Annotated in this window: 23 protein-coding genes, 1 tRNA gene and 1 riboswitch; of the genes, 4 read left to right on the top strand and 20 right to left on the bottom strand. The window is 69.0% G+C overall.

The window, feature by feature from the left end; translation table 11 throughout:
* Positions 1–10: 10 nt before the first annotated feature.
* Positions 11–1222, top strand: a complete 1212-nt coding sequence (locus OX958_RS17370) for a S8 family peptidase (protein WP_270138936.1) — start codon at positions 11–13, stop codon at positions 1220–1222.
* Between the two features lie 64 nt (positions 1223–1286).
* Here OX958_RS17370 and OX958_RS17365 read toward each other — a convergent pair whose 3' ends face one another.
* Both OX958_RS17365 and uvrA read right to left on the bottom strand, forming a co-directional pair.
* Complete coding sequence (locus OX958_RS17365; protein WP_270138935.1) at positions 1287–1820, bottom strand: Rieske (2Fe-2S) protein; 534 nt, start codon at positions 1818–1820, stop codon at positions 1287–1289.
* 268 nt (positions 1821–2088) lie between these two features.
* Positions 2089–5196 carry an excinuclease ABC subunit UvrA gene (uvrA, locus tag OX958_RS17360; RefSeq protein WP_270138933.1) on the bottom strand — a complete coding sequence of 1036 codons (3108 nt, stop codon included), beginning with the start codon at positions 5194–5196 and terminating at the stop codon, positions 2089–2091.
* A 137-nt stretch (positions 5197–5333) separates the two neighbouring features.
* On the opposite strand from uvrA, the gene OX958_RS17355 reads away from it, so the two are divergent.
* The gene (locus OX958_RS17355) at positions 5334–6035 is read left to right on the top strand and encodes a maleylpyruvate isomerase family mycothiol-dependent enzyme (RefSeq protein WP_270138931.1); all 702 of its coding nucleotides are present in this window, start codon (positions 5334–5336) and stop codon (positions 6033–6035) included.
* Between the two features lie 22 nt (positions 6036–6057).
* Complete coding sequence (locus OX958_RS17350) at positions 6058–6717, top strand: MBL fold metallo-hydrolase (protein ID WP_270138929.1); 660 nt, start codon at positions 6058–6060, stop codon at positions 6715–6717.
* 104 nt (positions 6718–6821) lie between these two features.
* Here OX958_RS17350 and OX958_RS17345 read toward each other — a convergent pair whose 3' ends face one another.
* The 13 genes from OX958_RS17345 to dop form a co-directional block, all read right to left on the bottom strand.
* Positions 6822–7589 carry a hypothetical protein gene (locus tag OX958_RS17345; RefSeq protein ID WP_270138927.1) on the bottom strand — a complete coding sequence of 256 codons (768 nt, stop codon included), beginning with the start codon at positions 7587–7589 and terminating at the stop codon, positions 6822–6824.
* A gap of 50 nt (positions 7590–7639) precedes the next feature.
* A tRNA-Pro gene (locus OX958_RS17340) sits at positions 7640–7713 on the bottom strand.
* Between the two features lie 70 nt (positions 7714–7783).
* Entirely contained in the window at positions 7784–9166 is a 1383-nt protein-coding gene (der, locus tag OX958_RS17335) for a ribosome biogenesis GTPase Der (protein WP_270138925.1), read from the bottom strand.
* Positions 9159–9890, bottom strand: a complete 732-nt coding sequence (locus tag OX958_RS17330; RefSeq protein WP_270138924.1) for a lysophospholipid acyltransferase family protein — start codon at positions 9888–9890, stop codon at positions 9159–9161. Before OX958_RS17330 ends, der begins: the two co-directional genes overlap by 8 nt.
* On the bottom strand, positions 9887–10573 hold the full coding sequence (gene cmk, locus OX958_RS17325) for a (d)CMP kinase (RefSeq protein ID WP_270138922.1): 687 nt from the start codon (positions 10571–10573) through the stop codon (positions 9887–9889). Before cmk ends, OX958_RS17330 begins: the two co-directional genes overlap by 4 nt.
* Before the next feature lie 10 nt (positions 10574–10583).
* A complete protein-coding gene (locus OX958_RS17320; protein ID WP_270138920.1) occupies positions 10584–11657 on the bottom strand; it encodes a prephenate dehydrogenase in 1074 nt (357 codons plus the stop codon).
* Positions 11654–12022 (bottom strand): chorismate mutase, encoded by a 369-nt coding sequence (gene aroH / locus OX958_RS17315; protein ID WP_270138919.1) that lies wholly within the window; start codon positions 12020–12022, stop codon positions 11654–11656. The genes OX958_RS17320 and aroH overlap by 4 nt, the downstream gene beginning before the upstream one ends.
* Positions 12023–12090: 68 nt before the next feature.
* Positions 12091–12939: a bifunctional 5,10-methylenetetrahydrofolate dehydrogenase/5,10-methenyltetrahydrofolate cyclohydrolase gene (locus OX958_RS17310; RefSeq protein WP_270138917.1), complete on the bottom strand. Its 849-nt coding sequence runs from the start codon at positions 12937–12939 to the stop codon at positions 12091–12093.
* A gap of 23 nt (positions 12940–12962) precedes the next feature.
* Positions 12963–13052, bottom strand: a riboswitch (ZMP/ZTP riboswitch).
* A gap of 85 nt (positions 13053–13137) precedes the next feature.
* Complete coding sequence (locus OX958_RS17305) at positions 13138–13746, bottom strand: NUDIX hydrolase (RefSeq protein ID WP_270138915.1); 609 nt, start codon at positions 13744–13746, stop codon at positions 13138–13140.
* Positions 13743–14606, bottom strand: coding sequence for a proteasome subunit alpha (prcA, locus tag OX958_RS17300; protein ID WP_270138913.1), 864 nt, complete (start codon positions 14604–14606; stop codon positions 13743–13745). Before prcA ends, OX958_RS17305 begins: the two co-directional genes overlap by 4 nt.
* Positions 14607–14638: 32 nt before the next feature.
* A complete protein-coding gene (gene prcB / locus OX958_RS17295) occupies positions 14639–15478 on the bottom strand; it encodes a proteasome subunit beta (RefSeq protein WP_270138911.1) in 840 nt (279 codons plus the stop codon).
* Between the two features lie 8 nt (positions 15479–15486).
* The gene (locus tag OX958_RS17290) at positions 15487–15696 is read right to left on the bottom strand and encodes a ubiquitin-like protein Pup (RefSeq protein ID WP_164593993.1); all 210 of its coding nucleotides are present in this window, start codon (positions 15694–15696) and stop codon (positions 15487–15489) included.
* A gap of 71 nt (positions 15697–15767) precedes the next feature.
* Positions 15768–17288: a depupylase/deamidase Dop gene (dop, locus tag OX958_RS17285; protein ID WP_270138908.1), complete on the bottom strand. Its 1521-nt coding sequence runs from the start codon at positions 17286–17288 to the stop codon at positions 15768–15770.
* Between the two features lie 74 nt (positions 17289–17362).
* On the opposite strand from dop, the gene OX958_RS17280 reads away from it, so the two are divergent.
* Positions 17363–17863, top strand: a complete 501-nt coding sequence (locus tag OX958_RS17280; RefSeq protein WP_270138906.1) for an NUDIX hydrolase — start codon at positions 17363–17365, stop codon at positions 17861–17863.
* 103 nt (positions 17864–17966) lie between these two features.
* Here the strand turns inward: OX958_RS17280 and OX958_RS17275 are convergent, their stop codons facing one another.
* The 5 genes from OX958_RS17275 to OX958_RS17255 form a co-directional block, all read right to left on the bottom strand.
* Complete coding sequence (locus OX958_RS17275; protein ID WP_270138904.1) at positions 17967–18305, bottom strand: hypothetical protein; 339 nt, start codon at positions 18303–18305, stop codon at positions 17967–17969.
* Positions 18306–18541: 236 nt separating this feature from the next.
* Complete coding sequence (gene arc / locus OX958_RS17270; RefSeq protein ID WP_270138902.1) at positions 18542–20287, bottom strand: proteasome ATPase; 1746 nt, start codon at positions 20285–20287, stop codon at positions 18542–18544.
* Positions 20288–20356: 69 nt separating this feature from the next.
* A complete protein-coding gene (locus OX958_RS17265; protein WP_270138900.1) occupies positions 20357–21313 on the bottom strand; it encodes a tRNA (adenine-N1)-methyltransferase in 957 nt (318 codons plus the stop codon).
* A 54-nt stretch (positions 21314–21367) separates the two neighbouring features.
* A complete protein-coding gene (locus OX958_RS17260; RefSeq protein WP_270138898.1) occupies positions 21368–22519 on the bottom strand; it encodes a site-2 protease family protein in 1152 nt (383 codons plus the stop codon).
* Between the two features lie 35 nt (positions 22520–22554).
* Complete coding sequence (locus OX958_RS17255) at positions 22555–23379, bottom strand: intradiol ring-cleavage dioxygenase (RefSeq protein WP_270138896.1); 825 nt, start codon at positions 23377–23379, stop codon at positions 22555–22557.
* Positions 23380–23458: the final 79 nt, after the last annotated feature.

Below are 23458 nucleotides of genomic sequence, written 5' to 3'. Positions count from 1 at the left end.
ACCCCGTCGGTTGAGGACCGCAGTCGGTGCGACTGCCGCCGCCGCGATCGCGGCGGCCGGCCTGGTCGCAACGGCGTCAGCCAGCAGCGCCAGTGAGGTCGCGCCCGAGAAATCCACGGTCACGGTCCGCGGCGCCGGGAGCTCGACTGCAATCCCCGGCAGCTATGTGGTCGTGCTGCAGGGCCAGCGGTCCTCCGCGCAGACCAGAGCGACCACGCACAGCCTGGCCTCGGCGTACGACGCGGACGTGCGCAAGCAGTTCAGTGCGTCGATCAAGGGCTTCTCCGCCACCATGTCGCCCGAGCAGGCGCAGAAGATGGCCGGTGACGAGCGGGTCGCGTTCGTGCAGCAGAACCAGAAGTTCAGCGCGAACCAGGACAACCCGCCGTGGGGCCTCGACCGGGCCGACCAGCGCGACCTGCCGCTGAACCAGAAGTTCGAGCCGACGGCCACCGCCGAGAACGTCAACGTCTATGTCATCGACACCGGGATCTACGCCGCCCACAAGGACTTCGGCGACCGGGCGTCGGTCGGCACCGACACCATCGGCGACGGCCAGAACGGCGTCGACTGCATGGGCCACGGCACGCACGTGGCCGGCACCGTCGCCGGCACCAGTTTCGGGGTGGCCAAGGGCGCGAAGATCTTCGGCGTCCGGGTGCTCGACTGCAACGGTGCCGGCTCGACCGAGAGCGTCGTGGCCGGGATCGAGTGGGTGACGGCGAACGCGAAGAAGCCCGCGGTCGCCAACATGAGCCTCGGCGGCGGCGCCGACGCGGCGCTCGACGCGGCCCTGAAGGCCTCGGTGGACTCCGGCGTCACCTATGCCGTTGCTGCAGGCAACGAGTCTTCCGATGCCTGCGACACCTCACCGGCCAAGGAGCCGTCGGCCATCACGGTCGGCGCGACCGACGACAAGGACGCGAAGGCGAGCTTCTCCAACTGGGGCAAGTGCGTCGACCTGTTCGGGCCGGGCGTGGACATCGCGTCGGCCGGCATCACCGACCCGGACTCGACCACCAAGATGAGCGGTACGTCGATGGCGACGCCGCACGTCGCCGGTGGCATCGCGCTCTACCTGAGCGCCAACCCCGAGGCCAAGCCCGCTGACGTGGCCACCGCGCTGCTCGGCGCGAGCACGCCGGACAAGATCGGCGAGCCGGGCACCGGTTCGCCGAACAAGCTGTTGTTCGTCGGCAAGGTCGACCCGGCGCAGAAGTAGCCCGGTACGACCAGCGAGGCCCGGCCGGGTCGGCCGGGCCTCGCTGTCTGTCCGCTGCCGAAGCTCAGGCGGGGCCGAGGATGTTGCCACCCTGGACGGTCACCTGGACCGCCGGAAGCGCCGACTTGGCCGGGCCGGCCGTGACGCTGCCGTCGGTGAGGCTGAACTTGCTGCCGTGGCACAGGCAGTTGATGGTGTTGTTCTCGATGGTCTTCACCGGGCAGCCGGCGTGCGTACAGATCGCCGAGAAGCCCTTGTACTCACCGGCGGTCGGCTGGGTGACGACGATCTTGTCGTTGTAGATCTTGCCGCCTCCCACCGGTACGTCGCCGACCGGACCGAGCACCGCTCCCCCACTGGGCGGTGTGCCGGCCGAGGTGGGAGCCGAACTCGGCGCCGACGTCGGAGCCGAGCTGGGCGCGGCGGTGGTGCCGCCGCTCGACGGCGTACCGCCTGCTTCGTCGCCGCCACCGCAGGCGGCGAGCAACGGCACGCCGACACCGGCGAGGCCGGCCACGGCGGCGCCGCGGAGCACCGCCCGCCGGTCACGCACCGAGTCGATCACCCGGGTGAGTTCTGCCGTTCTTTCGTCGCTCATGAATCTGGACCTCCAGAGCTAGTGGCAAAAGTAGTTGAACGCTTTGCATGTTTCGTCAGTTCTAGCCGACCGCTCCAAATCGCGCGACCGGTCGGCACCTTCCTTACACGGATCAAACACGGGAACGGTTCAACCGGCCCGCAGATTCGCCGGACGGTGACCCCGAAACTCCTCCGGGGGCGTCCGCCACGAGAAACCCCCTGCCACGTCAGCCATGGCAGGGGGGCGCGCTGCTCCGAGCCGGGACTCGGGCGGTACCGCGGAGTTGTCAGGCGCGCTTGCGCGCGGCCACCTTCTTGGCGGGTGTCTTCCCGTTCTTCGCGGCGGTCGTCTTGACCGCTGCCTTCTTCACCGCGGTCTGCTGCTTCACCGCGGTCTGCTTCGGGGCGGTCTGCTTCGAGGACGGCGCGGTGACCGAAGTCTTCTTCGCCGGCGCCTTCTTGGCGACTGCCTTGCTCGCGGTCTTCTTCGCCGTCAGGACGGCCGTCTTCGCAGCCGGCTCGGCGGCCTTCTTCGCGCTCGGCTTGGCAGCACGGCCGCGCAGGATCTCGGCCAGGAACTCCCCCGTGTACGACCCCGGGTTGGCCGCGACTTCTTCCGGCGTACCCTCCGCGACCAGCGTGCCACCGCGGCGGCCACCGTCCGGGCCGAGGTCGACGATCCAGTCGGCGGTCTTGATCACGTCCAGGTTGTGCTCGATCACCAGCACCGAGTTGCCCTTGTCCACCAGGCTTCCGAGCACCCCGAGCAGCTTGCGGATGTCCTCGAAGTGCAGCCCGGTGGTCGGCTCGTCCAGCACGTAGACGGTGCGCCCGGTGGACCGCTTCTGCAGCTCGGAGGCCAGCTTCACCCGCTGCGCCTCACCGCCCGACAACGTCGGCGCCGGCTGACCGAGCCGGACATAGCCCAGTCCCACCTCGTTCAGCGTGGTCAGGTGCCGGGCGATCGCCGGGATCGCGGCGAAGAACTCGGCCGCCTCCTCGATCGGCATGTCCAGGATGTCGGACACGGTCTTGCCCTTGTAGTGCACCTCGAGCGTCTCCCGGTTGTACCTCGCACCGTGGCAGACCTCGCAGGGAACGTAGACGTCGGGCAGGAAGTTCATCTCGATCTTCAGCGTGCCGTCACCCGAGCAGGCCTCGCAGCGGCCGCCCTTGACGTTGAACGAGAACCGGCCCTGCAGATAGCCCCGGACCTTCGCCTCCGGCGTCTCCGCGAACAGCTTGCGGACGTGGTCCCAGACCCCGGTGTACGTCGCCGGGTTGGAGCGCGGCGTCCGGCCGATCGGCGACTGGTCGACGTGGATCACCTTGTCGACCAGCTCGAGCCCGGAGATCTTGGTGTGCCGGCCCGGGATCGTCTTGGCGCCGTAGATCTGCCGCGCCAGCGACGTGTAGAGGATGTCGTTGACCAGGGTCGACTTGCCGGAGCCGGAGACCCCGGTGACCGCGACGAAGACCCCGAGCGGGATCGCGACGTCGATGTCCTTCAGGTTGTGCTCGCGGGCGCCGAATACCTTCAGCTCACGGCCCTCGGTCAACGGCCGGCGGACGGCCGGGATCGGGATCTCGCGACGGCCCGAGATGTAGGCGCCGGTGATCGAGTCGGGGTGGTTGCGCAGGTCCTCGACCGTGCCGGAGACGACGACCTGGCCGCCGTGCTCGCCCGCACCCGGACCGATGTCGACCACCCAGTCGGCGTGGTCGATGGTGTCCTCGTCGTGCTCGACGACGATCAGGGTGTTGCCGAGATCCTTCAGCCGGACCAGGGTGTCGATCAGCCGCCGGTTGTCGCGCTGGTGCAGACCGATCGACGGCTCGTCCAGCACGTAGAGCACCCCGACCAGGCCGGAGCCGATCTGGGTCGCGAGCCGGATCCGCTGCGCCTCACCACCGGACAGCGACCCGGCCGGACGGTTCAGCGCCAGGTAGTCCAGACCGACGTCGAGCAGGAACTGCAGCCGCTCGCCGATCTCCTTCACCACCCGCTCGGCGATCTGCTTCTCCCGCGGCGACAGTTCCATCCCGGCCAGGAACTCGTGCACCTCGTCGATCGACATCGCGCCGATCTCGGCGATGTTCTTGCCGCCCATGGTGACCGCGAGCGAGATCGGCTTCAGCCGGGCGCCGTTGCAGGCCAGGCAGGGCACCTCACGCATGTAGCCCTCGAACCGGTCCCGGCTGGTGTCGCTGGACGCCTCGGCGTGCCGGCGCTCGACGTACGGGATGACGCCTTCGAAGGTGGTGTAGTACGACCGCTCACGGCCGTAGCGGTTCTTGTACGACACGTGCACCTGGGTGTCGTGGCCGGTCAGCAGCGACTTCTTCGCCTTCGCCGGCAGCTCCGCGAACGGAGTGGTGGTCTTGATGCCGAGATCCTTGGCCAGCGCGCCGAGCAGGCGCTCGAAGTACTGCGTGACGTTGGCGCCGGCCCACGGCTGGATGGCGCCCTCGTCGAGCGACTTCGACGGGTCCGGGACCAGCAGCTCGGGGTCCACCTCCATCCGGGTGCCGAGCCCGGAGCAGACCGGGCAGGCGCCGTACGGCGAGTTGAACGAGAACGAGCGTGGCTCCAGCTCGTCGATCGCCAGCGGGTGGTCGTTGGGGCAGGCCAGCTTCTCGGAGAAGCGGCGCTCGCGGCCCGGGTCCTTCTCCGGCAGGTCGACGAAGTCCAGCGTGACGATGCCGCCGGACAGGCCGAGCGCGGTCTCGACCGAGTCGGTCAGCCGCTGCTTCGCGCTGCCCTTGACCGCGAGCCGGTCGACCACCACGTCGATGGTGTGCTTCTTCTGCTTGTCCAGCTTCGGCGGGTCGGTCAGCTGGATCGTCTCGCCGTCCACCCGGGCCCGGGAGAAGCCCTGGCCGGTGAGCTGGCGGAAGAGGTCGAGGTACTCCCCCTTGCGGCCGCGGACCACCGGCGCGAGCACCTGGAAGCGGGTGCCCTCGTCGAGCTCCAGCACCCGGTCGACGATCTGCTGCGGGGTCTGCTTCGCGATCGCCTCACCGCACTCGGGACAGTGCGGCCGGCCGGCCCGCGCGAACAGCAGCCGCAGGTAGTCGTAGACCTCGGTGATCGTGCCGACGGTCGAGCGCGGGTTCTTCGAGGTGGACTTCTGGTCGATCGAGACGGCCGGCGACAGGCCCTCGATGAAGTCGACGTCGGGTTTGTCCATCTGGCCGAGGAACTGCCGGGCGTAGGCCGACAGCGACTCCACGTAGCGCCGCTGGCCCTCGGCGAAGATGGTGTCGAAGGCCAGGCTGGACTTGCCGGACCCGGACAGTCCGGTGAAGACGATCATGGCGTCGCGCGGCAGGTCGAGCGAGACGTCCTTCAGGTTGTGCTCACGCGCTCCACGCACGATCAGACGGTCAGACACAAGCGCACTCTCAGCCGTTCTCGAGGGAATTCTGGGGCCGTTCTGGGACACTGCGGATGCTAGCGAGGCCCACCGACAAAAAGCTTCCGCACCGGTTCCGCGGTCGCTTTCGAAAGCATATTCGATAGCATCGGCAGATGGTCGCACCGGAGCCAACGAGCCGCCTGATCGCGGAGTTACCGTCCGCGAGCCGGCGACTGCTCGACACCGTTACCCATCTACCGGACGACGCAGTACTGCGCCCGTCGCTGCTCCCCGGCTGGAGCCTGGGGCACGTGCTGACCCACGTCGCCCGGAACGCCGACGCGCTGGTCAACCTGTGCGACTGGGCTCGCACGGGTGTCCGTAAACCAATGTACGTGTCGGTGGAAGCGCGGGAGGCCGACATAGCCGACGGCGCCGCTCGCCCACTCGCGGAGCAGGTCCGCGACCTCGTCGACGCGGAGGCACGGCTGCTGGAGCGCTTCGAGGACCTACCGGCGGCCGCCTGGGCCGCAGAGGTCAGCTGGCCGAGCGGAGCAACCCGTACTGCGAACCACCTGGCCGCCGCCCGGCTGAACGAGCTGGAAGTCCACCATGTCGACCTGGGCCTCGGGTACTGGTTCAGCGACGTGCCGGCCGAGTCCCGCGCCGCGCTGCTGACCTACACGACCAGTCGGTGGCCCAGCGACTTCCCCGTAGTACTGGAGAGCACCGACACCACCTGGTCGTCGCCTCTCCGCCCTGCCGGTGCAAGGATCGTCACTGGCGGCAGCGCCGAGCTGCTGAGCTGGGTGCTCGGCAGGAGTGACGGCTCGGCCCTGGGCGACGACATGCCCGAGGCGCCGCCGTGGGGATGACCACCGGATACGAGGAGCAGGTATGACGGAGTACCACGGCAACGTTCACGTCGGCGGGCCGGCGCAGACCCACGAGCTGGCCAAGCTGATGATCACCAAGGTCGCCGTGGGACCGATGAACAACAACGCCTACCTGCTGCGCAGCCGCAGTACCGACGAGCAGGTGCTGATCGACGCCGCCAACGACGCCGGCACGCTGCTCAAGGTGATCGGCGAAGGCGGCATCAGCCGCGTCGTCACCACCCACCAGCACGGCGACCACTGGCAGGCACTCGCCGAGGTGGTCGCGCGGACGAGCGCCGTGACGGTCGCCGGCCGCGACGACGCCGAGGGCATCCCGGTCCCCACCGACGAGCCCGTCGGCGACGGCGACCGGATCCAGTTCGGCGACCTCAGCCTCGAGGTGATCCAGCTGGTCGGCCACACCCCCGGCTCGATCGCCCTCCTGTACGACGACCCGACCGGTCCGCCCCACCTCTTCACCGGCGACTCCCTCTTCCCCGGCGGCGTCGGCAACACCCGCGGCGACAAGGCGAACTTCGAGTCGCTGCTCAACGACGTCGAGACCAAACTCTTCGCCCGCCTCCCCGACGAGACCTGGGTCTACCCCGGCCACGGCGCCGACACCACCCTCGGCGCCGAACGCCCCGCCCTCCCGGAATGGCGTGCTCGCGGCTGGTAGTCGCGTCAGCGTAACCCTCGACCTGTACCAGAGGTCCAGGTCGTTCACACCTTCACCTTTGGAGATCTCTGACCGGGGCGCCGGCGTGCTGTAGCGCCGGTGCCTCAGGTCAGCAGACTCGATGCGTCACCGACGCGGTAGCGGGTGTAGTTGTGCGGATAGATCTGGACTCGTCCGGCCAGTGCGCTCATCGGAATCACATAGATGCTGCCGTCGCCGAGTACGACGAAGAACAGGTCCAGCGATCCTGGTTCGTACGGCACTTTGCGGGCCGATTTGTCCAGCACGTACGGACGGCGCCCGATGCCGATCTGCCAGCGACCCTTGCCGTCGGGCCGCGCACAACTCTTCACCTGCACCCGCTGTACGCCGGCCGCCGTGGTGACCAGAAGGTCGTACAACTGAGGCTCGACAGGTAGAGCAACCGGACAACCTCGCAACGCGAACCATGCCATCGCGATCGCAGGCGCCGCAGTGCGGAGCGCTTCCAATCGTCCTGTCTGCCAGACCGGCGGATCGCCCGCAGTTGCTGACCGCGCTGCCTCCAGGTGCTCGTAGCCGAGCCCGAGCCGCGCCGCGTGGCCTTTCACCCGGATCCGATCGGCGGCGTTGTCCTCGACCCCGAATGCGCCGAGAACCTCGGACCAGCAAGCCGAACCCGTCACAGCCGCTCGCAGCTGATCGTCGGACCACCGACGCTGATTGGTGAAGTGGGAGGTATCCAGTTGCAGCCGTGCAGCATCGCCTTTGAGCGTTCGCACCACACTGGCAGAAGTTGCCTTCAACCCCAATGTCCGCGCGACCGCCCGCCACGTCCGGCTGGCCGCTACGGCCTTGCGCAGTTGAGTATTGGGCTCGTCTTCCACTGTCATGCCGCAACACTAGAAAGAGGCACCGACAATGTCGGTGCCTCTCTGCTCGGTCGGGCTGACAGGATTTGAACCTGCGGCCCCCTGGCCCCCAGCCAGGTGCGCTACCAAACTGCGCCACAGCCCGAACGGTCGTCCCTCGCGGGGCGACCGGGGTAAACCTTACCCCATTCCCAGACCAGTTCTGACCAAGGGGGCTAGCGTTTCAGCTTCTTCACGCGGGGGCGGATCTGGACGTGCACGGGGCTGCCGACGAAGCCGAAATCTTCGCGCAGGCGGCGCTCGATGAAGCGCTGGTACGACGACTCGAAGGCGCCGGAGGTGAAGATCGCGAAGGTCGGCGGCATGGTGGTCGCCTGGGTGCCGAACAGGATCTTCGGTTGCTTGCCGCTGCGCACCGGGTGCGGGTGGGCGGCGACCAGGCGGCCCAGGAAGGCGTTGAGCTGGCCGGTCGGGACGCGGGTCTGCCAGCCGTCCAGGGCGGCCTCGATCGCGGGCACCAGCTTCTCCATGTGGCGGCCGGTCATCGCGCTGATGTTGACCCGGGGGGCCCAGCGGAACTGCACCAGGTCGCGGTCGATCTCGCGCTCCAGGTAGTACCGGCGGTCCTCGTCGACCAGGTCCCACTTGTTGTACGCGATGACGAGTGCCTTGCCGGCTTCCTCGACCGTGTTCATGATCCGCAGGTCCTGCTCGGTCATCGGCTCGGAGGCGTCGACGACGACCACGACCACCTCGGCCCGCTCGATCGCGCTGTTCGTCCGCAGGCTGGCGTAGTACTCGTGGCCCTGCACGTTCTTGACCTTGCGCCGGATGCCGGCGGTGTCGATGAAGCGCCACTGCTTGCCGCCGAGCACGATCTCCTCGTCGACCGGGTCGACCGTGGTGCCGGAGACCTCGCTGACGACGACCCGGTCCTCCTTGGCGACCTTGTTGAGCAGCGACGACTTGCCCACGTTCGGCTTGCCGACGATCGCGACCCGGCGCGGCCCGCCGAGCTGCGCGTCACGCTCCGGGGGCGCCTCGGGCAACGCGGCCAGTACGGCGTCCAGCATGTCGCCGGTGCCGCGGCCGTGCATCGCCGAGATCGGGAACGGCTCGCCGATGCCCAGGCTCCACAGGTTCATCGCCTCGGCCTCGACGCGGGCGTCGTCGACCTTGTTGGCGGCCAGTACGACGGGCTTGCCGGCCTTGCGCAGAACCCGTACGACGGCCTCGTCGGCGTCGGTGATGCCGACCGTCGCGTCGACCACGAACAGCACCGCGTCGGCGGCGTTGATCGCGACCTCGGCCTGGGCGGCCACCAGCGCGGCCATGCCGACGGCGTCGGGGTCCCAGCCGCCGGTGTCGACCAGCGTGAAGCCGCGGCCGGCCCAGTTCGCGTCGTACGAGACGCGGTCGCGGGTGACACCGGGGGTGTCCTCGACCACTGCCTCGCGGCGGCCGATGATCCGGTTCACCAGCGTCGACTTGCCGACGTTCGGCCGGCCGACGATCGCCACCACCGGCAGTGGGCCGGTGTCCTCGCGGTCGTGGCTCGGCTCCGCGTCGAACTCGTAGCCGGTGGGCAGGTCACTCATCAGGATCCTTCTGGTCTGGCACGCCCGGGAGCGGGTGGCCGGTGGCTTCGACGGCCGCCTGCACATGGGCTCGCAACACGTCGCCGATCTGGTCGGCAACCGCGCGTACGTCGACCTGCCTCCGGGGAAATGATACGCGGTCCACCGTGAAGGTCTCGCCATATACCACGTCGACCCGGCTCCCCCGGGGCGGATACACCTCGATATCGCCGTCCGGGAGCCGCGTACCGAGCAGCGCGACCGGCAGGATCGGGGCACCGGTGACCATGGCCAGGTAGGCAACTCCGCTGCGCACCACCCGGAAGTCGCCGGGACCACGGGTCCCTTCGGGGTACACGCTCAGCACCCGGCCGGTGCGCAGGATCTGGATCGCCCGGCGGATCGCCCGTACGTCGTACTGCGAACGGTCGACCGCGATCTGGCCCGACCTGTGCAGCAGCAGCCCCTGCAGCCCGTGGAACGCCTCGACCTTGCCGAGCTGGTGCATCATCCGCGGCGCGGTGGACCCGAGCAATGGACCGTCGAGCAGACCGAGGTGGTTGGGAGCGACCAGTACCGGCCCGGACAGCGGGAACCGGTGCTCGTGGTGGACGGTCAGGTCGTACCGCCAGCGCACGTACGGCTCGACCAGGTGGCGCAGGACACTGCCGAGCCGGTGCGGTACGGCGGGCAGGTCGTCGGTCCGGGGCAGATCCTGCTGCCCGGTCAGTTCAGCGGCAGTCATGAAGTCCGGTCGCTCGGCACGGCCTCGGCCTCCTTCGCCAGTCGGCAGATCACGTCGACCACCTCTTCCAGCGTCAGGTGGGTCGAGTCGATCTCCACCGCGCCGTCGGAGGCGACCTGGAACTGCGAGACCGTCGAGTCGTCGGCGTCGCGCCGGACGATCTGGTCCAGCAACTGCTCCGCGGTCACCGATCCCGCGGCCAGCTCGGCCTTGCGGCGGGCCATCCGGGCGTCCTGGTCGGCGGTGAGCAGCACCTTCAGCTCCGCCTGCGGCGCCACCACGGTGGCGATGTCGCGGCCTTCGACCACCGCGCCACCGGTCGGCTGCGCGGCGGCGATCAGCTCGCGCTGCCGCCGGATCAGCTCGGCCCGTACTTCGAGGTTGGTGGCGATCTTGCTGACACTGGCGCTGATCCGCGGATCCCGGATCGCCTCGGTGACGTCCACCCCGTCGGCGGTGAACCGCCCCCGCTCGGGGTCGGTACTGATCGACAGCTCGACCGCGCGGGCCCGCTCGGCGACCGCCGTGACGTCGTCCAGGTCGAGCCCGTGCTCCAGCGCCGACCAGGTCACCGCCCGGTACATCGCGCCGGTGTCCAGGTACCGCAGGCCGAGCCGGGTCGCGACTCCGCGGGCCGTGCTCGACTTACCGGACCCGCTCGGGCCGTCAACAGCGATGATCATGGCCCGAAGATTACCGGTGGACGGACCAGCCCCGCTCGGTCAGTACCCCGACCAGCTGATCGACCGACGCCGGCTTGACCGACAACTCGACCTCACCGACCGGGCGGCCCGGGCTGTGATCGATCCGGAGATCCTCGACGTTGGCCCCGGAGGCGGCTGCGTCCGCGAACAACCTGGCCAGCTGGCCAGGACGGTCGGGGATGGTGACGAGGACCGGAACCAGCTCGATGTGCGGGGCGCCGTGCTTGCCCGGCACCCGGATCGCGCCGGAGACCCCACGGTTGAGTACGGCGGTCAGCTCGTCGGTCGCCTCTTGCTTGCCCAGGGCAATGAGAAGCCGGTCGAGCTCGTCGCGGATGCCTTCCAGCAGGCCGCTCAGCGCGGGTGAGTTGGCCGCGACGATCTGGGTCCACAGGCCCGGATCGCCGGCCGCGATCCGGGTGACGTCGCGGACGCCCTGACCGGACAGCTCGAGGTGGGCGGCGGGCGCGTCGACCAGCGTGCCGGCGGCCAGGGACGACATCAGTTGCGGGAGGTGCGAGACGCGAGCCACCGCGAGGTCGTGGTCGGCGACGGACAGCTCGACCGTCCGGGCGCCCGCGGCCTCGGCGAGGCGGCGGACCAGCTCGACCGCGTCGGGATCGCTGGTCTCGTGCGGGGTGATCGCCCAGGTCGCGCCCTCGAACAGGTCGGCCCGGCCGGCCAGTGGGCCGCTCCGCTCGGAGCCTGCCATCGGGTGGCTGCCGACGTACCGGGAGAGCTCCTCGGGGTTCGAGGCCAGGGCGCGCGCGTCGAGGAGCGGCTTCGACTTCACACTCGCCGCGTCGGTGACGATCGCGTCGGTCTGCTGGAGCTGCTCGACGATCACCGCGCCGACATGGTCGGGCGGGACCGCGACGACCACCAGCTGAGGCTCGATCTGGACCAGGCGCGAGCCGGCCCCGATCCGCTCGGCCATCAACGCGTTGTCGGGATCGGCGTCGACGAGCTCCACCACGACTCCGAGCCGGCCGAGCGCCAGGCCGATCGACGTCCCGATCAGGCCGGTGCCGACGATCCGGACCGGACCCCGCAGCTCGGTCACTGGGCACCGGTCAGGTCGGGGCGCAGACTGACGGCGCCGTGCAGGTAGACGTGCTGGATCTTGTCCCGGGACAACTGCGACTCGGCGTGCACCATCATCCGGACCACCCGCGGCAACGCGTGCGGGACGCTGATCTCCTGCATGCACATCAGCGGTACGTCGGTCAGCCCGATCTGCCGGCCGGCCACCGCCGGGAACTCCGACCGCAGGTCCGGAGTGACGGTGAACAAGATGCTGATCAGGTCGTCGGAGGCCACGTCGTTGGCCTCCAGCACGGCCCTGACCAGCTCCGCGGACCGCTCGAGCAGATGCTCGCGCTCGTCCACCTCGAGCTGGGTGGCCCCGCGGATCGCCCGTACCGCCACAGCAACTGCCTCCTACTTCGATGATCACCGGTTGTCTCAACACTAGGACAGATGGTCCACCGCGTGCGTCACCGTCTCGGATTCTGCGCCTCGGCCGCGTCGACTGTCTGCTCCAGCAGCAAAGCGATCGTCATCGGCCCCACGCCACCAGGCACCGGGGTGATCAGGCTCGCCACCTGCGCGGCCTCCTCGAAGTGCACGTCACCGACGTTGCCTTCGTTGTATCCGGCATCGATCACGACCGCGCCGGGCTTCAGCCAGTCACCGCGGACGAAGTTGGCCCGGCCGACCGCGGCGACGACCAGGTCCGCCGTCCGGACGATGCCGGCCAGATCACGCGTCCTCGAGTGCGTGTAGGTGACGGTCGCGTTCGATGCCAGCAGCAACATTCCGGCGGGCTTGCCGAGGATCGGGCTGCGGCCGATCACGACGGCGTGCGCGCCCTCCAGCGGGACGTCGTACGCCTGCAGCAACCGGAGGATGCCGCCCGGCGTACAGGAGACGAAGCCGGGTTCGCCGAACGCCATCGCGGCGAACCCGTGCATGGTGACTCCGTCGACGTCCTTGGCGGGAGCGATCGCCTCGAAGGCGGCCCGCTCGTCGATCTGCGCCGGCACCGGGTGCTGCAGCAGGATGCCGTGCACGTCGGGGTCGTTGGACAGCTTGTGTAGCTCGGCAACCAGTTCCTCGGTCGTGGTCGTGGCCGGCAGTACGACGCTGCGCGAGCCGATCCCGGCCTTCTTGCTGCGGTTCTGCTTCATCCGGACGTAGGTGGCCGAGGCGGGGTCGTCCCCGACCAGCACGGTCGCCAGACACGGCTGGACGCCGGTCTCGTCCCGCAACTTCCTGGCCCGCTCCCCCGCGTTGCTCACCAGCTCGGCGGCAAGGTCGGTACCGATCATCAGCTTCGCACTCATCAGCGCACTCCTCTGGACAGAAGACTCAATGCCCAGGCGCGCGGCTCGGCCGATCCGATCGGCAGACCGTTCCCCGGTGGTGACCCACCTCAACGCCAGTTGCGGTCCATCGAGCAGTTTACTGCCCGCCGACGAGACCCCTGCGCTGCTTCAACCCGTCAACGTGACGAAGCCGACCAGATCGCCGGACGACTGCTTTCACAGCAGGCCGGCGTGGTCCAGGGCGAAGTACGCCGCGTCGGTGCCGGTCATCGTGCCGGGGGTGCGGAGGTCGGCCAAGAACTCGGAAGTGCTGAGCTCGGCCGGGACGCAGTCCTCGAACTCGTCGAGGGACTGCTTGCCGTCCGGCCGGCAGCCGCGGGCGATCGCGACGTACTTGCGGAAGACCGAGGACGAGCCCGACCAGAGCCAGCCGACCACCTCGATCGAGTCGCAGGTGTAGCCGGTCTCCTCCTCCAGCTCACGCCGGCCCGCGTCGGCGGGATCCTCACCCGGGTCGATCAGGCCGCCGGGGAGGTTGGTGACGACGCGGTCAGGACCCGCGCGGAACATCCGCACGGTGACGATACGGCCGTCAGGAGTCAACGGAAGTACGGCGACGCCACCATTGACCCCGGCGTTCATCGCGGGGCCGAAGACGTCCCAGTCGGCTTCTCGGCCGTTCGCCATCCGGTAGCGCCGGCGGCGTACCGTCAGGAAGCCGTCGTACCCCGGCTCTTCGCCGAGCAGCACCCACGGCTGCGGATCCCCCGGACGTACGCCGTCCGCCCCGGACGGGTCCGGGGCGGACGGATCGGAGTTCGTCACAGCGGGCGGTCGGTGTCCGGGTCTTCCGGCGGGGCAATGGGAGTGTCGTCGGCGGGCGGCGCCACCGGGGCGTCTCCGGTCGATTCGCTCTCGTAGTTGCCGCCGTTGGCCTGGTCGGCCGCTTCGGCATGGGTCGCCGGCTCGGACGGGGAGGTGTCCGGGCGGGACTCGGCCAGGATCCGGGCCAGCGTCTCGTCCGAGATCCGCTTGAACTTGCGCACCTGGGTGCGGGTCCGGTCCAGGATCGCGACCTCGATCTGGTCCGGCTCGAGCTGCCGTACGTCGGTGCCGTCGTGCCCGAGGGCGTCCACCGCCAGGCGCAGCGCGCCCGCCAGCGAGATGCCCTCGGAGTAGTGCTCTCCGACGTACTCCGCGACCTGCTCGGCCGGGCCACCCATCACGGCGTAACCACGGACGTCCGCGATCGAGCCGTCGTAGGTGAGCCGGTAGATCGTGTCCTCGGCGGTGCTGGCGCCGACCTCGGCGACCAGGATCTCGACCTCGAGCGGCTTCTCACCACCGGAGGAGAAGATCGCGCCGAGCGTCTGGGCGTAGGCGTTGGCCAGCGCCCGGCCGGTGACGTCGCGCCGGTCGTAGGAGTACCCGCGCATGTCGGCCAGGCGCACGCCGGCGATCCGCAGGTTCTCGAACTCGTTGTACCGGCCGACGGCGGCGAAGGCGAGCCGGTCGTAGATCTCGGCCACCTTGTGCAGGGCCGGGGACCGGTTCTCCGCCACGAACAGGATGCCGTCGGCGTACTGCAGGGCGATCGCGCTGCGGCCCTTGGCGATGCCCTTGCGGGCGAAGTCGGCCCGGTCCCGCATCAACTGTTCGGGCGAGACGTAGAACGGCGTACTCATCTAGGGTGTCGTCCTCTATCAGTCGATGGTGGTCAGGTGATGGGCGCGGCGGGGCCGTCGGGGCGCTCTTGCCGAGCCGCCATGACGGTGTCGACCAGCCCACCGACCTCTTCGGCCGGGAGCCGCCGGTACCCGTCGGCGGTGACCACACCGATCACCGGGAAGATCCGCCGCAGCATGTCCGGACCGCCGGTCGCCGAGTCGTCGTCGGCCGCGTCCACCAGGGACTGGATGGCCACCGTGACGGTCTCGGTCTCGGTCAGGTTCTCGCGGTAGAGCTTCTTCAGCGCGCCACGGGCGAACAGCGAGCCGGAGCCGACGCTGTGGAACGCGCGCTCCTCGTACCGCCCGCCGGTCGGATCGTAGGAGAAGATCCGGCCGCCCTTGATGTCGTGGTCGTAGCCCGCGAACAGCGGCACGACGGTCAGGCCCTGCATCGCCATCGGCAGGTTGCCGCGGATCAGCGCGGTCAGCCGGCTGGCCTTGCCGTCGAGGCTGAGCGTGGTGCCCTCGAGCTTCTCGTAGTGCTCCAGCTCGACCTGGAACAGCCGCACCATCTCGATTCCGAGGCCCGCGGTGCCGGCGAAGGCCACGCAGGAGTACTCGTCGGCCGGGAAGACCTTCTCGATGTCGCGCTGCGCGATGATGTTGCCCATCGTGGCGCGCCGGTCGCCGGCCATCACCACACCACCGTCGAAGGTGGCGGCGACGATCGTCGTACCGTGCGGGACGTCCTTGCCGAAGTCACCTGTCCCCAGGTCGCGCCGTCCGGGCAACAGGTCGGGCGCGTGCCCGGCCAGGAAGTCCATGAAGGACGAGCCACCTGGGGTCAGGAAGGCTTCCGGCAACCGGCCGGAGGCATCAAATGTCATCTAGCGGTTCACTCCCCACCCTTTTGCACGAAACCGCGGACGAACTCTTCCGCGTTCTCCTCCAGCACCTCGTCGATCTCGTCGAGGATCGAGTCCACGTCGTCGTCGAGCCGTTCCTTGCGCTCGGCCACGTCCTCGCCGGACTTGACCTCGGTGACCTCTTCCTCGGTCGACGAGCGCTTCGGCTGCTTGTGCTGCTGTCCGCCGTCTTTCGCCATGGCACACACCTCCTAGAACCGCCAAGGAGAGCCGCCCAACCGGCCCTCACTGTGACACCTATATGGCGACCCTACCCGGCAGCGCCCCCAGTAATGGTGCGAACCAGGTCACTCGCGGTGTCGCACTGGTCGAGCAAGGCTCCGACATGGGCCTTCGTACCGCGCAGCGGGTCCAGCGTCGGGATCCGCTGCAGCGATTCGCGGCCCGGCAGGTCGAAGATCACCGAGTCCCAGGAGGCGGCCGCGACCTGGCCGGCGTACTTCTGCATGCAGCGGCCGCGGAAATAGGCACGGGTGTCGGTCGGCGGATGCGAGACGGCCATCCGGATCTCCTCGTCGCTGACCAGGCGCTGCATCCGGCCGGACTTGACCAGTTTGAAGTAGAGCCCCTTGTCCGGGCGCAGGTCGGCGTACTGCAGGTCGACCAGGTGCAGCTTCGAGTCGTCCCACTCCAGCCCGTCGCGGTCGCGGTAGGACTGCAGCAGCTTGTACTTCGCGACCCAGTCGAGCTGGTCGGCCAGTTGCATCGGATCGGTCGCGAGCTGGTCGAGCACGCTCTCCCAGCGCTGCAGCACGTCCTTGGTCTGCCGGTCGGCGTCGTCGCCGTACTTGTCCTCGACGTACTTGCGGGCCTGCTCCAGATACTCCACCTGAAGCTGGACGGCGGTGATCTTGCGGCCGTCCTTGAGCGTCATCAGGTGCGTGCAGGTCGGGTCGTGGCTGACCTCGTGCAGCGCGGTGACCGGCCGGTCGACCGACAGGTCGTCGGTCAGCCAGCCGTCCTCGATCATCGCCAGCACCAGCGAGGTGGTACCGACCTTCAGGTACGTCGAGATCTCGGCCAGGTTCGCGTCGCCGATGATCACGTGCAGCCGGCGGTACCGGTCCGGGTTGGCGTGCGGCTCGTCGCGGGTGTTGATGATCGGCCGCTTCAGCGTCGTCTCCAGGCCGACCTCGACCTCGAAGTAGTCGGCCCGCTGGCTGATCTGGAAGCCGTTGGTGCTGCCGTCCTGGCCGATCCCGACCCGGCCGGCGCCGGTGACCACCTGGCGGCTGACGAAGAACGGCGTCAGGTGCCGCACGATCGACGCGAACGGCGTGGACCGGCGCATCAGGTAGTTCTCGTGCGACCCGTACGACGCGCCCTTGTTGTCGGTGTTGTTCTTGTACAGGTTCAGTTGCGGCGCGCCGGGGATCTGCCGGGCCTGCCGGGCGCCCTCCATGATCACCAGCTCGCCGGCCTTGTCCCAGACCACCACGTCGCGGGGGTTGGTGCACTCCGGCGCGGAGTACTCCGGGTGGGCGTGGTCGACGTACAACCGCGCGCCGTTGGTCAGGATGACGTTGGCCAGCCCGGTCTCCTCGTCGGTGAGCTGGCTGGAGTCGGCCACCTCCCGGCTCAGGTCGAACCCGCGCGCGTCCCTTAACGGGTGCTCCTCGTCGAAGTCCCACCGCGTTTTGCGCGCCAACGGCTGCGTCTGCGCATAGCCGTTGACCACCTGGCTCGAAGTCAGCATCGGGTTGGCCCCGGGCTGGCCAGGAACCGAGATGCCGAACTCGGTCTCGGTCCCCATGATCCGCCGAACACTCATACGATCGAGCCTACGCGGTAGGACCGACAGAAGGGGGGTGATGTGTCCACAGGGTTACCTGTGAGACTGCCCGGATGGACGAACTGGTGGCTCTTCTGGACGCCGACGGCCGAGTCTGTGGGTCCGCCCCACGGTCGGTGATGCGGCGCGACAACCTGCGGCACGGCGCGACCGGCGTACTGGTCCGGAACAGCGTCGGCGACATCTACGTGCACCGCCGTACGCCCGTGAAGGACGTCTACCCGGGCCGCTACGACTTCGCGGCAGGTGGTGTCGTCGCGGCCGGCGAGGACCCGTACGACGCTGTCGTCCGCGAACTGGACGAGGAACTCGGCATCACCGGCGTCGAGCTGACCCGGCTGCCGGAAGGCGACTACGCGGACGCCCACACCAGCTACCACGCCTACCTCTACACCTGCGTGTGGGACGGCCCGGTGAAGCACCAGCCGGAGGAAGTCGAGTGGGGCGCCTGGATGTCCCCTGCCGAGCTTGTCGCCAAGCTGGACGACCCCGCCTGGTCCTTCATGCCCGACACAGCCGCCCTCCTGGGCCCTCTGGTCCGGTCCTACGTGTGACGATCGACGACAACGGCTGGGACAGCCGCGCCTAGCTGGACGGCGACTGGCTCCACCGGGAGCCCCGCCGCGTGGTCAGCAGGTGCAACTCCAGTACTGATCGTCAGTTGCGGCCGATGAAGCGGGAGACCGAGCGTGCCAGGTTGATGCCGACCAGGCCGCCCCAGCAGATGATGATGGCGATGGTGCCTTCCTGGGCCGCGGCGATGGCAGTGATCGGGACGCCGGCGGCCACCGACACGATGGCCAGCGCGAGCCCGCCCGGATCGCCTTCCCGGCTCGGCGGTTCGATCCTCGCCGGCGGTGTGGCGAGACGCTGAGCGGCGTGCGCGTCGAGCTTCGCGAGGAACCCTTCGATCACCTCGGCCTCGTACTCCGGGCCGAGCTCCTGCCGCGCCGCGACCGCTGCGCGCAGGTCCTTGCGGATCTCATCCGTCGCCATGCCGAGAACGGTACGCCGACGGCGGCTCGCGCGGGATCAGGGGAAACCCTGACCGGCTCCCCGGCCGACGGGCTCCGGCAGCAAGGGATCCGGTGGCTCTAGGCGGCTGGCGCTGCCGACACCACGGTGATATGGCAGGTGGCCGCCACGGCGCTATGGCGGGTGGCGCGCGCACGCAGTACGGGGAGACGCCTCAGCCGCCCTGGTCGACTGGACCAGGGCGGCTGAGGTGAGTGCTACAGGTACTGACCGGTGTTGGTGGCCGTATCGATCGACCGGCCCGGCTCGGTGCCCTGCTTGCCGGAGATGAGCGTGCGGATGTAGACGATCCGCTCGCCCTTCTTGCCGGAGATGCGGGCCCAGTCGTCCGGGTTGGTGGTGTTCGGCAGGTCCTCGTTCTCCTTGAACTCGTCCACGCAGGCCTGCAGCAGGTGCTGGACCCGCAGACCCTTCTGGCCGTCGTCGAGGAACGCCTTGATCGCCATCTTCTTGGCCCGGTCGACGATGTTCTGGATCATCGCGCCCGAGTTGAAGTCCTTGAAGTACAGGACCTCCTTGTCACCGTTGGCATAGGTGACCTCGAGGAAGCGGTTCTCGTCGGCCTCGGTGTACATCCGCTCGACCGTGCGCTGGATCATCCCGTTCACGCACTCCCGGCGGTCACCACCGAACTCGCTCACGTCGTCGGGGTGCAACGGCAGCGTCGTGGTCAGGTACTTCGAGAAGATGTCGCGGGCGGACTCGGCGTCCGGCCGCTCGATCTTGATCTTCACGTCCAGCCGGCCCGGCCGCAGGATCGCCGGGTCGATCATGTCCTCACGGTTCGAGGCACCGATGACGATCACGTTCTCCAGGCCCTCGACGCCGTCGATCTCGCTCAGCAACTGCGGGACGATGGTGTTCTCGACGTCGGAGGAGACCCCGGAGCCGCGGGTGCGGAACAGCGAGTCCATCTCGTCGAAGAACACGATCACCGGCATGCCCTCGGAAGCCTTCTCCCGGGCGCGCTGGAAGACCAGGCGGATGTGCCGCTCGGTCTCACCCACGTACTTGTTGAGCAGCTCCGGACCCTTGATGTTGAGGAAGAACGACTTCTGCCCCTCCACCCCGGTCCGCTCGGCGACCTTCTTGGCCAGCGAGTTCGCGACCGCCTTGGCGATCAGGGTCTTGCCACAGCCCGGCGGGCCGTAGAGCAGGACGCCCTTCGGCGGCTTCAGCTCGTGCTCGAGGAACAGGTCCTTGTGCAGGTACGGCATCTCGACCGCGTCCCGGATCTGCTCGATCTGGCCGGCCAGACCACCGATCTGGGTGTAGTCGATGTCCGGGACCTCTTCGAGCACCAGCTCCTCGACCTCGGACTTCGGGATCTTCTCGTAGACATAGCCGGAGCGCGGCTCCAGCAGCAGGGAGTCGCCGGCCCGCAGTGGCTGGTCGAGCAACGGTGAGGCGAGCCGGACGATACGTTCCTCGTCGGCCTGCGCGATCACCAGGGCCCGTTCGCCGTCGGCCAGCAGCTCCTTCAACATCACCACGTCGCCGACGACCTCGAAGTCGCAGGCCTCGACCACGTTCAGCGCCTCGTTCAGCATCAGCTCCTGGCCGAGCCGGAGCTCGTCCAGGTCGACTGACGGGCTCGCCGCGACCCGGAGCTTGCGGCCCCCGGTGAACACGTCCAGCGTGTCATCGTCGTTGCGGCCCAGGAAGGTACCGAAACCGGAGGGCGGTTGCGCCAGCCGGTCGACTTCCTCCTTCAGGGCGATGATCTTCTCTCGGGCCTCGCGCAGTGTGTCCGCCAGCCGTTCGTTCTGGGCGGTCACACTCGACAAGGACGCCTGGGTTTCGGACAGTCTGCTCTCGAGCGACCGGCTGTCCGCCGGGTGCTCCAACAACCTCCGCCGCAACGCTGCGACCTCGGCCTCCAGGTAACGGACCTGGTTACGCAGCTCTGCCGCGGTAGGACTCTCGTCTCCAGCCACGATCATCACCTCACCATGTGGGGCTCGACCCTATGGACCTTACCCAGAAAACCTCACCTAGCAAGCCGAATCCCATCACGTGTCGGTTGCGGATGGCTCCGTTGCCGGCGGCGTGTCCGCGGGTGGGTCGGACTTGCGAGGTCCGGAATAGTCGTCGCCGTACGCTCCAGGGGCCGGCCGGCGCTTCTTTCGGGGGGCCTGTACCCCGTGGGCCATCCGCCTAGCGGTCACCAGGAACGCGGTGTGACCCTGCATCCGGTGCCCCGGCCGGACGGCCAGTCCTTCGACGTGCCAGTCCCGCACCAGCGACTCCCAGGCCCGGGGCTCGGTGAACTCGCCGTGCGCGCGCAACGTCTCCACCACGCGGCTCAGCTGGGTCGTGGTGGCGACGTAGGCGCAGAACACGCCACCGGGCACCAGGGCACCCGCGGCGGCGTCGATGCACTCCCAGGGAGCCAGCATGTCGAGGATGATGCGGTCGACTTCCTCTTCGGCCAGCGACTCGACCAGGTCACCGACGTGCAGGGTCCAGGCCGGGTGCTCGGCACCGAAGAAGCCGGTCACGTTCTTGCGGGCCACCTCGGCGAAGTCCTCGCGGCGCTCGAACGAGATCACCTGGCCGTGGATCCCGACCGCCCGCAGCAACGCGGTGGTCAGCGCGCCCGAACCGGCGCCCGCCTCGACCACCTTCGCGCCCGGGAAGACGTCGGCCATCGTCACGATCTGGGCGGTGTCCTTCGGGTAGATCACCGCGGCACCGCGCGGCATCGACACCGAGTAGTCCGCCATCAGCGGCCGCAGCGCGAGGTATTCCACCCCGCCCTTGGACCGGACCACCACCGCGTCGGGCCCGTCGATCAGCTCGTCGTGCTCGATCCCGCCCTTGGTGGTGTGGAAGACCTTCCCGCGCTCCAGGAACACCGAGTGCCGGCGCCCCTTCGAGTCGGACAGGGTGACCCACTCACCGGCCTGCAGCGGCCCGTGGTGGACCCCGGAGAACGAGGCATCAGGAAAATCGCGAAGATCAGACATAAGGCGCTCACCCTACTTCCCCGCTCCGACAAATCCGGAACGGCGGGCGCAGCGTCAGCGGGAGCGGAAGGCCTGCTCGAGGTCGGCGGTCGCGAGCACGCCGTACACCCCACCGTCGGCGTCCAGCACCAGGTACTCCGACGACGGGTGCTTGCGGAGGGTGTCGAGGATCTCCTCGCCGGTGTCGTTGACGCCGATGATGTGGCCGGCGCTGATCCGGGTGGCCACCTCGCCGACCGTGGTCCAGGGCCGCTGGTTGGGCGCGACCGCGGTGACGGCCGACTCCGACACGAGGGCGTGCGGCTTGTCCTGGCCGTCGGTGACCACCACGGCGCCGGCCTGGGCGCCGGTCGCCAGCCGGATCGCTTCGGAGATCGGCGTACTGGCGTGGACGGCGATCGCGCGGCGGGCCAGCGTGCGCACGTGCAGGGCAGGCAGCTTGCGCCGCAGCCGGGCCTGCATGAGGGACGCGGTGGAGCCCATCCAGAGGAAGAAACCGACGGCCAGCGCGATGACGAAGTCGATGATGGTCGGCTGCCGGTCGAAGAGCTCCTGCAGGATCACCGGCGCTGCCAGGACGGCGATCGCGATCACCCGGCCGGCCCACGCGGCCGCGATGGTGCCGGTGTGCGGGTTGCCGGTCGCCTTCCACACCGCTGCCCGCAGCACCCAGCCACCGTCGAGCGGCAGGCCGGGCAGCAGGTTGGTGACGCCGACGATCAGGTTGGCCATCGCGAGGTTGAACAGCGCGACGTACGCGACGCCGTCGTCGGCCGCCCGCGACCCCAGGTAGGCCAGTCCGCCGACCAGCAGCGACGCCAGCGGGCCGACCACCGACACGGCGAACTCCTCGAAGGGCCGCTTCCGCTCCCCCTCGATGTGGGTGCCGGCCGCGAAGAACCCGAGGTTGATCTCGGTCACCGGGATCTTGAACCGCAACGCCACCAGCGCGTGCGCCAGCTCGTGCAGCAGGATCGACGCGGTGAACGCGACCACGAAGACGAACGACGCGACGTAGCGCCAGCTGCCCAGCTCCGGGAACTGCGCTCCGATGATGCTGGAGAACCCGAACGCCAGCAGCATCGCCACCGGCAGCCAGGTGAACCGCATCGTCAGCTTGATCCCGCGGACAGAACCGAGCACCCAGGTGCCGGGCGTCGGGCCGGCAGGCTGGGCAGGGCTGTGGGGATCACGCGAGTCGGACATCGGGGCAACGCTATCGGTCCGGTGGTGAGAGTGCGTCACACACCCACGGTGAGCCGAGCGGTGTAGCCGTCCTGGACCTCACCGCTGATGGCGGCCAGCTGGTGTACGGCGCCGTCGTCGCCGAACACGTTGTCCTTCTCCAGCGACGTGTTCGCCAGATTGCGGGTGCTCCCGTCGTACCCCGAAGTCGCGTAGACCGCGGCGCACGCCTCGGCCGGCAGAGCCAGTTGCGAGGTCGCGCTGATCTTCCCGGCCGCGGTGGCTTCGGACAACGAGGCGTAGACCTCGAAGTGGAGGTGCGGCCACCTCCCCTGGTACGCCGCGGGGAAGATCGTGGTGAAGGTGACCTTCCCGGTCGAGTCGGCAGCCTGTACGCCGCGGCAGTAGTTCTCGCCGCTGATCTCGCCGTCGTAGAGCGAGTAGCGCCCCTGCGCATCGCAGTGCCACAGGTAGACGGCGGCACCGGGCAGGGCGGTGTCCTTGGCCGCATCCAGTACGACGAGTTCGACCGTCAGCGGGACACCTTCCGCAACGCCTGTCGCCGACCCGAAGCTCTTGGTCAGATCCCTGCGCACGATGCCCGACTCGGTCAGCACGTTCGGCCCGTTGGACCCGTCGCCGGGGAACGGCCCGGCCGTCTCCTCGGGGATCTCGTCGACGCCGCCGCTCGACGGGGCCGGGGTGCTGCCCGTCGTACCGGCGGCACTCGGGGATGAGCTCGGGGTCGAGCCGCTGGACGTGTCCGGGTCGGCCGCACAGCCGGCCACTACGGCCAGCCCGGCGCCGGCGAACAGCCGCAGGACGTTGCGCCGGCGCAGTACGCCGAGGTCGTACTCGAGTCCTCTGTCGTGGTCGTGCATCTGGATCTCCTCGTCTCGCCGATGGGTCCAGAGTGCCGAGCCGGCCCGATGGTTCGCCGAAAGTCCGCTGGGAGTTGGC

Source organism: Kribbella sp. CA-293567, from assembly GCF_027627575.1.
Taxonomy (GTDB): domain Bacteria; phylum Actinomycetota; class Actinomycetes; order Propionibacteriales; family Kribbellaceae; genus Kribbella.
Note: the sequence above shows the minus strand (reverse complement) of the source record. Positions and strands in the feature narration are given on the sequence as shown.

What these genes read in the sequence shown, in the direction of transcription:
- OX958_RS17365 (WP_270138935.1), bottom strand. Translation starts at nt 1,820, where the DNA reads ATGAGCGACGAAAGAACGGCAGAACTCACCCGGGTGATCGACTCGGTG.
- OX958_RS17355 (WP_270138931.1), top strand. Translation starts at nt 5,334, where the DNA reads ATGGTCGCACCGGAGCCAACGAGCCGCCTGATCGCGGAGTTACCGTCC.
- OX958_RS17350 (WP_270138929.1), top strand. Translation starts at nt 6,058, where the DNA reads ATGACGGAGTACCACGGCAACGTTCACGTCGGCGGGCCGGCGCAGACC.
- OX958_RS17345 (WP_270138927.1), bottom strand. Translation starts at nt 7,589, where the DNA reads ATGACAGTGGAAGACGAGCCCAATACTCAACTGCGCAAGGCCGTAGCG.
- der (WP_270138925.1), bottom strand. Translation starts at nt 9,166, where the DNA reads ATGAGTGACCTGCCCACCGGCTACGAGTTCGACGCGGAGCCGAGCCAC.
- OX958_RS17330 (WP_270138924.1), bottom strand. Translation starts at nt 9,890, where the DNA reads ATGACTGCCGCTGAACTGACCGGGCAGCAGGATCTGCCCCGGACCGAC.
- cmk (WP_270138922.1), bottom strand. Translation starts at nt 10,573, where the DNA reads ATGATCATCGCTGTTGACGGCCCGAGCGGGTCCGGTAAGTCGAGCACG.
- OX958_RS17310 (WP_270138917.1), bottom strand. Translation starts at nt 12,939, where the DNA reads ATGAGTGCGAAGCTGATGATCGGTACCGACCTTGCCGCCGAGCTGGTG.
- prcA (WP_270138913.1), bottom strand. Translation starts at nt 14,606, where the DNA reads ATGAGTACGCCGTTCTACGTCTCGCCCGAACAGTTGATGCGGGACCGG.
- prcB (WP_270138911.1), bottom strand. Translation starts at nt 15,478, where the DNA reads ATGACATTTGATGCCTCCGGCCGGTTGCCGGAAGCCTTCCTGACCCCA.
- OX958_RS17290 (WP_164593993.1), bottom strand. Translation starts at nt 15,696, where the DNA reads ATGGCGAAAGACGGCGGACAGCAGCACAAGCAGCCGAAGCGCTCGTCG.
- dop (WP_270138908.1), bottom strand. Translation starts at nt 17,288, where the DNA reads ATGAGTGTTCGGCGGATCATGGGGACCGAGACCGAGTTCGGCATCTCG.
- OX958_RS17280 (WP_270138906.1), top strand. Translation starts at nt 17,363, where the DNA reads ATGGACGAACTGGTGGCTCTTCTGGACGCCGACGGCCGAGTCTGTGGG.
- OX958_RS17275 (WP_270138904.1), bottom strand. Translation starts at nt 18,305, where the DNA reads ATGGCGACGGATGAGATCCGCAAGGACCTGCGCGCAGCGGTCGCGGCG.
- arc (WP_270138902.1), bottom strand. Translation starts at nt 20,287, where the DNA reads ATGATCGTGGCTGGAGACGAGAGTCCTACCGCGGCAGAGCTGCGTAAC.
- OX958_RS17265 (WP_270138900.1), bottom strand. Translation starts at nt 21,313, where the DNA reads ATGTCTGATCTTCGCGATTTTCCTGATGCCTCGTTCTCCGGGGTCCAC.
- OX958_RS17260 (WP_270138898.1), bottom strand. Translation starts at nt 22,519, where the DNA reads ATGTCCGACTCGCGTGATCCCCACAGCCCTGCCCAGCCTGCCGGCCCG.
- OX958_RS17255 (WP_270138896.1), bottom strand. Translation starts at nt 23,379, where the DNA reads ATGCACGACCACGACAGAGGACTCGAGTACGACCTCGGCGTACTGCGC.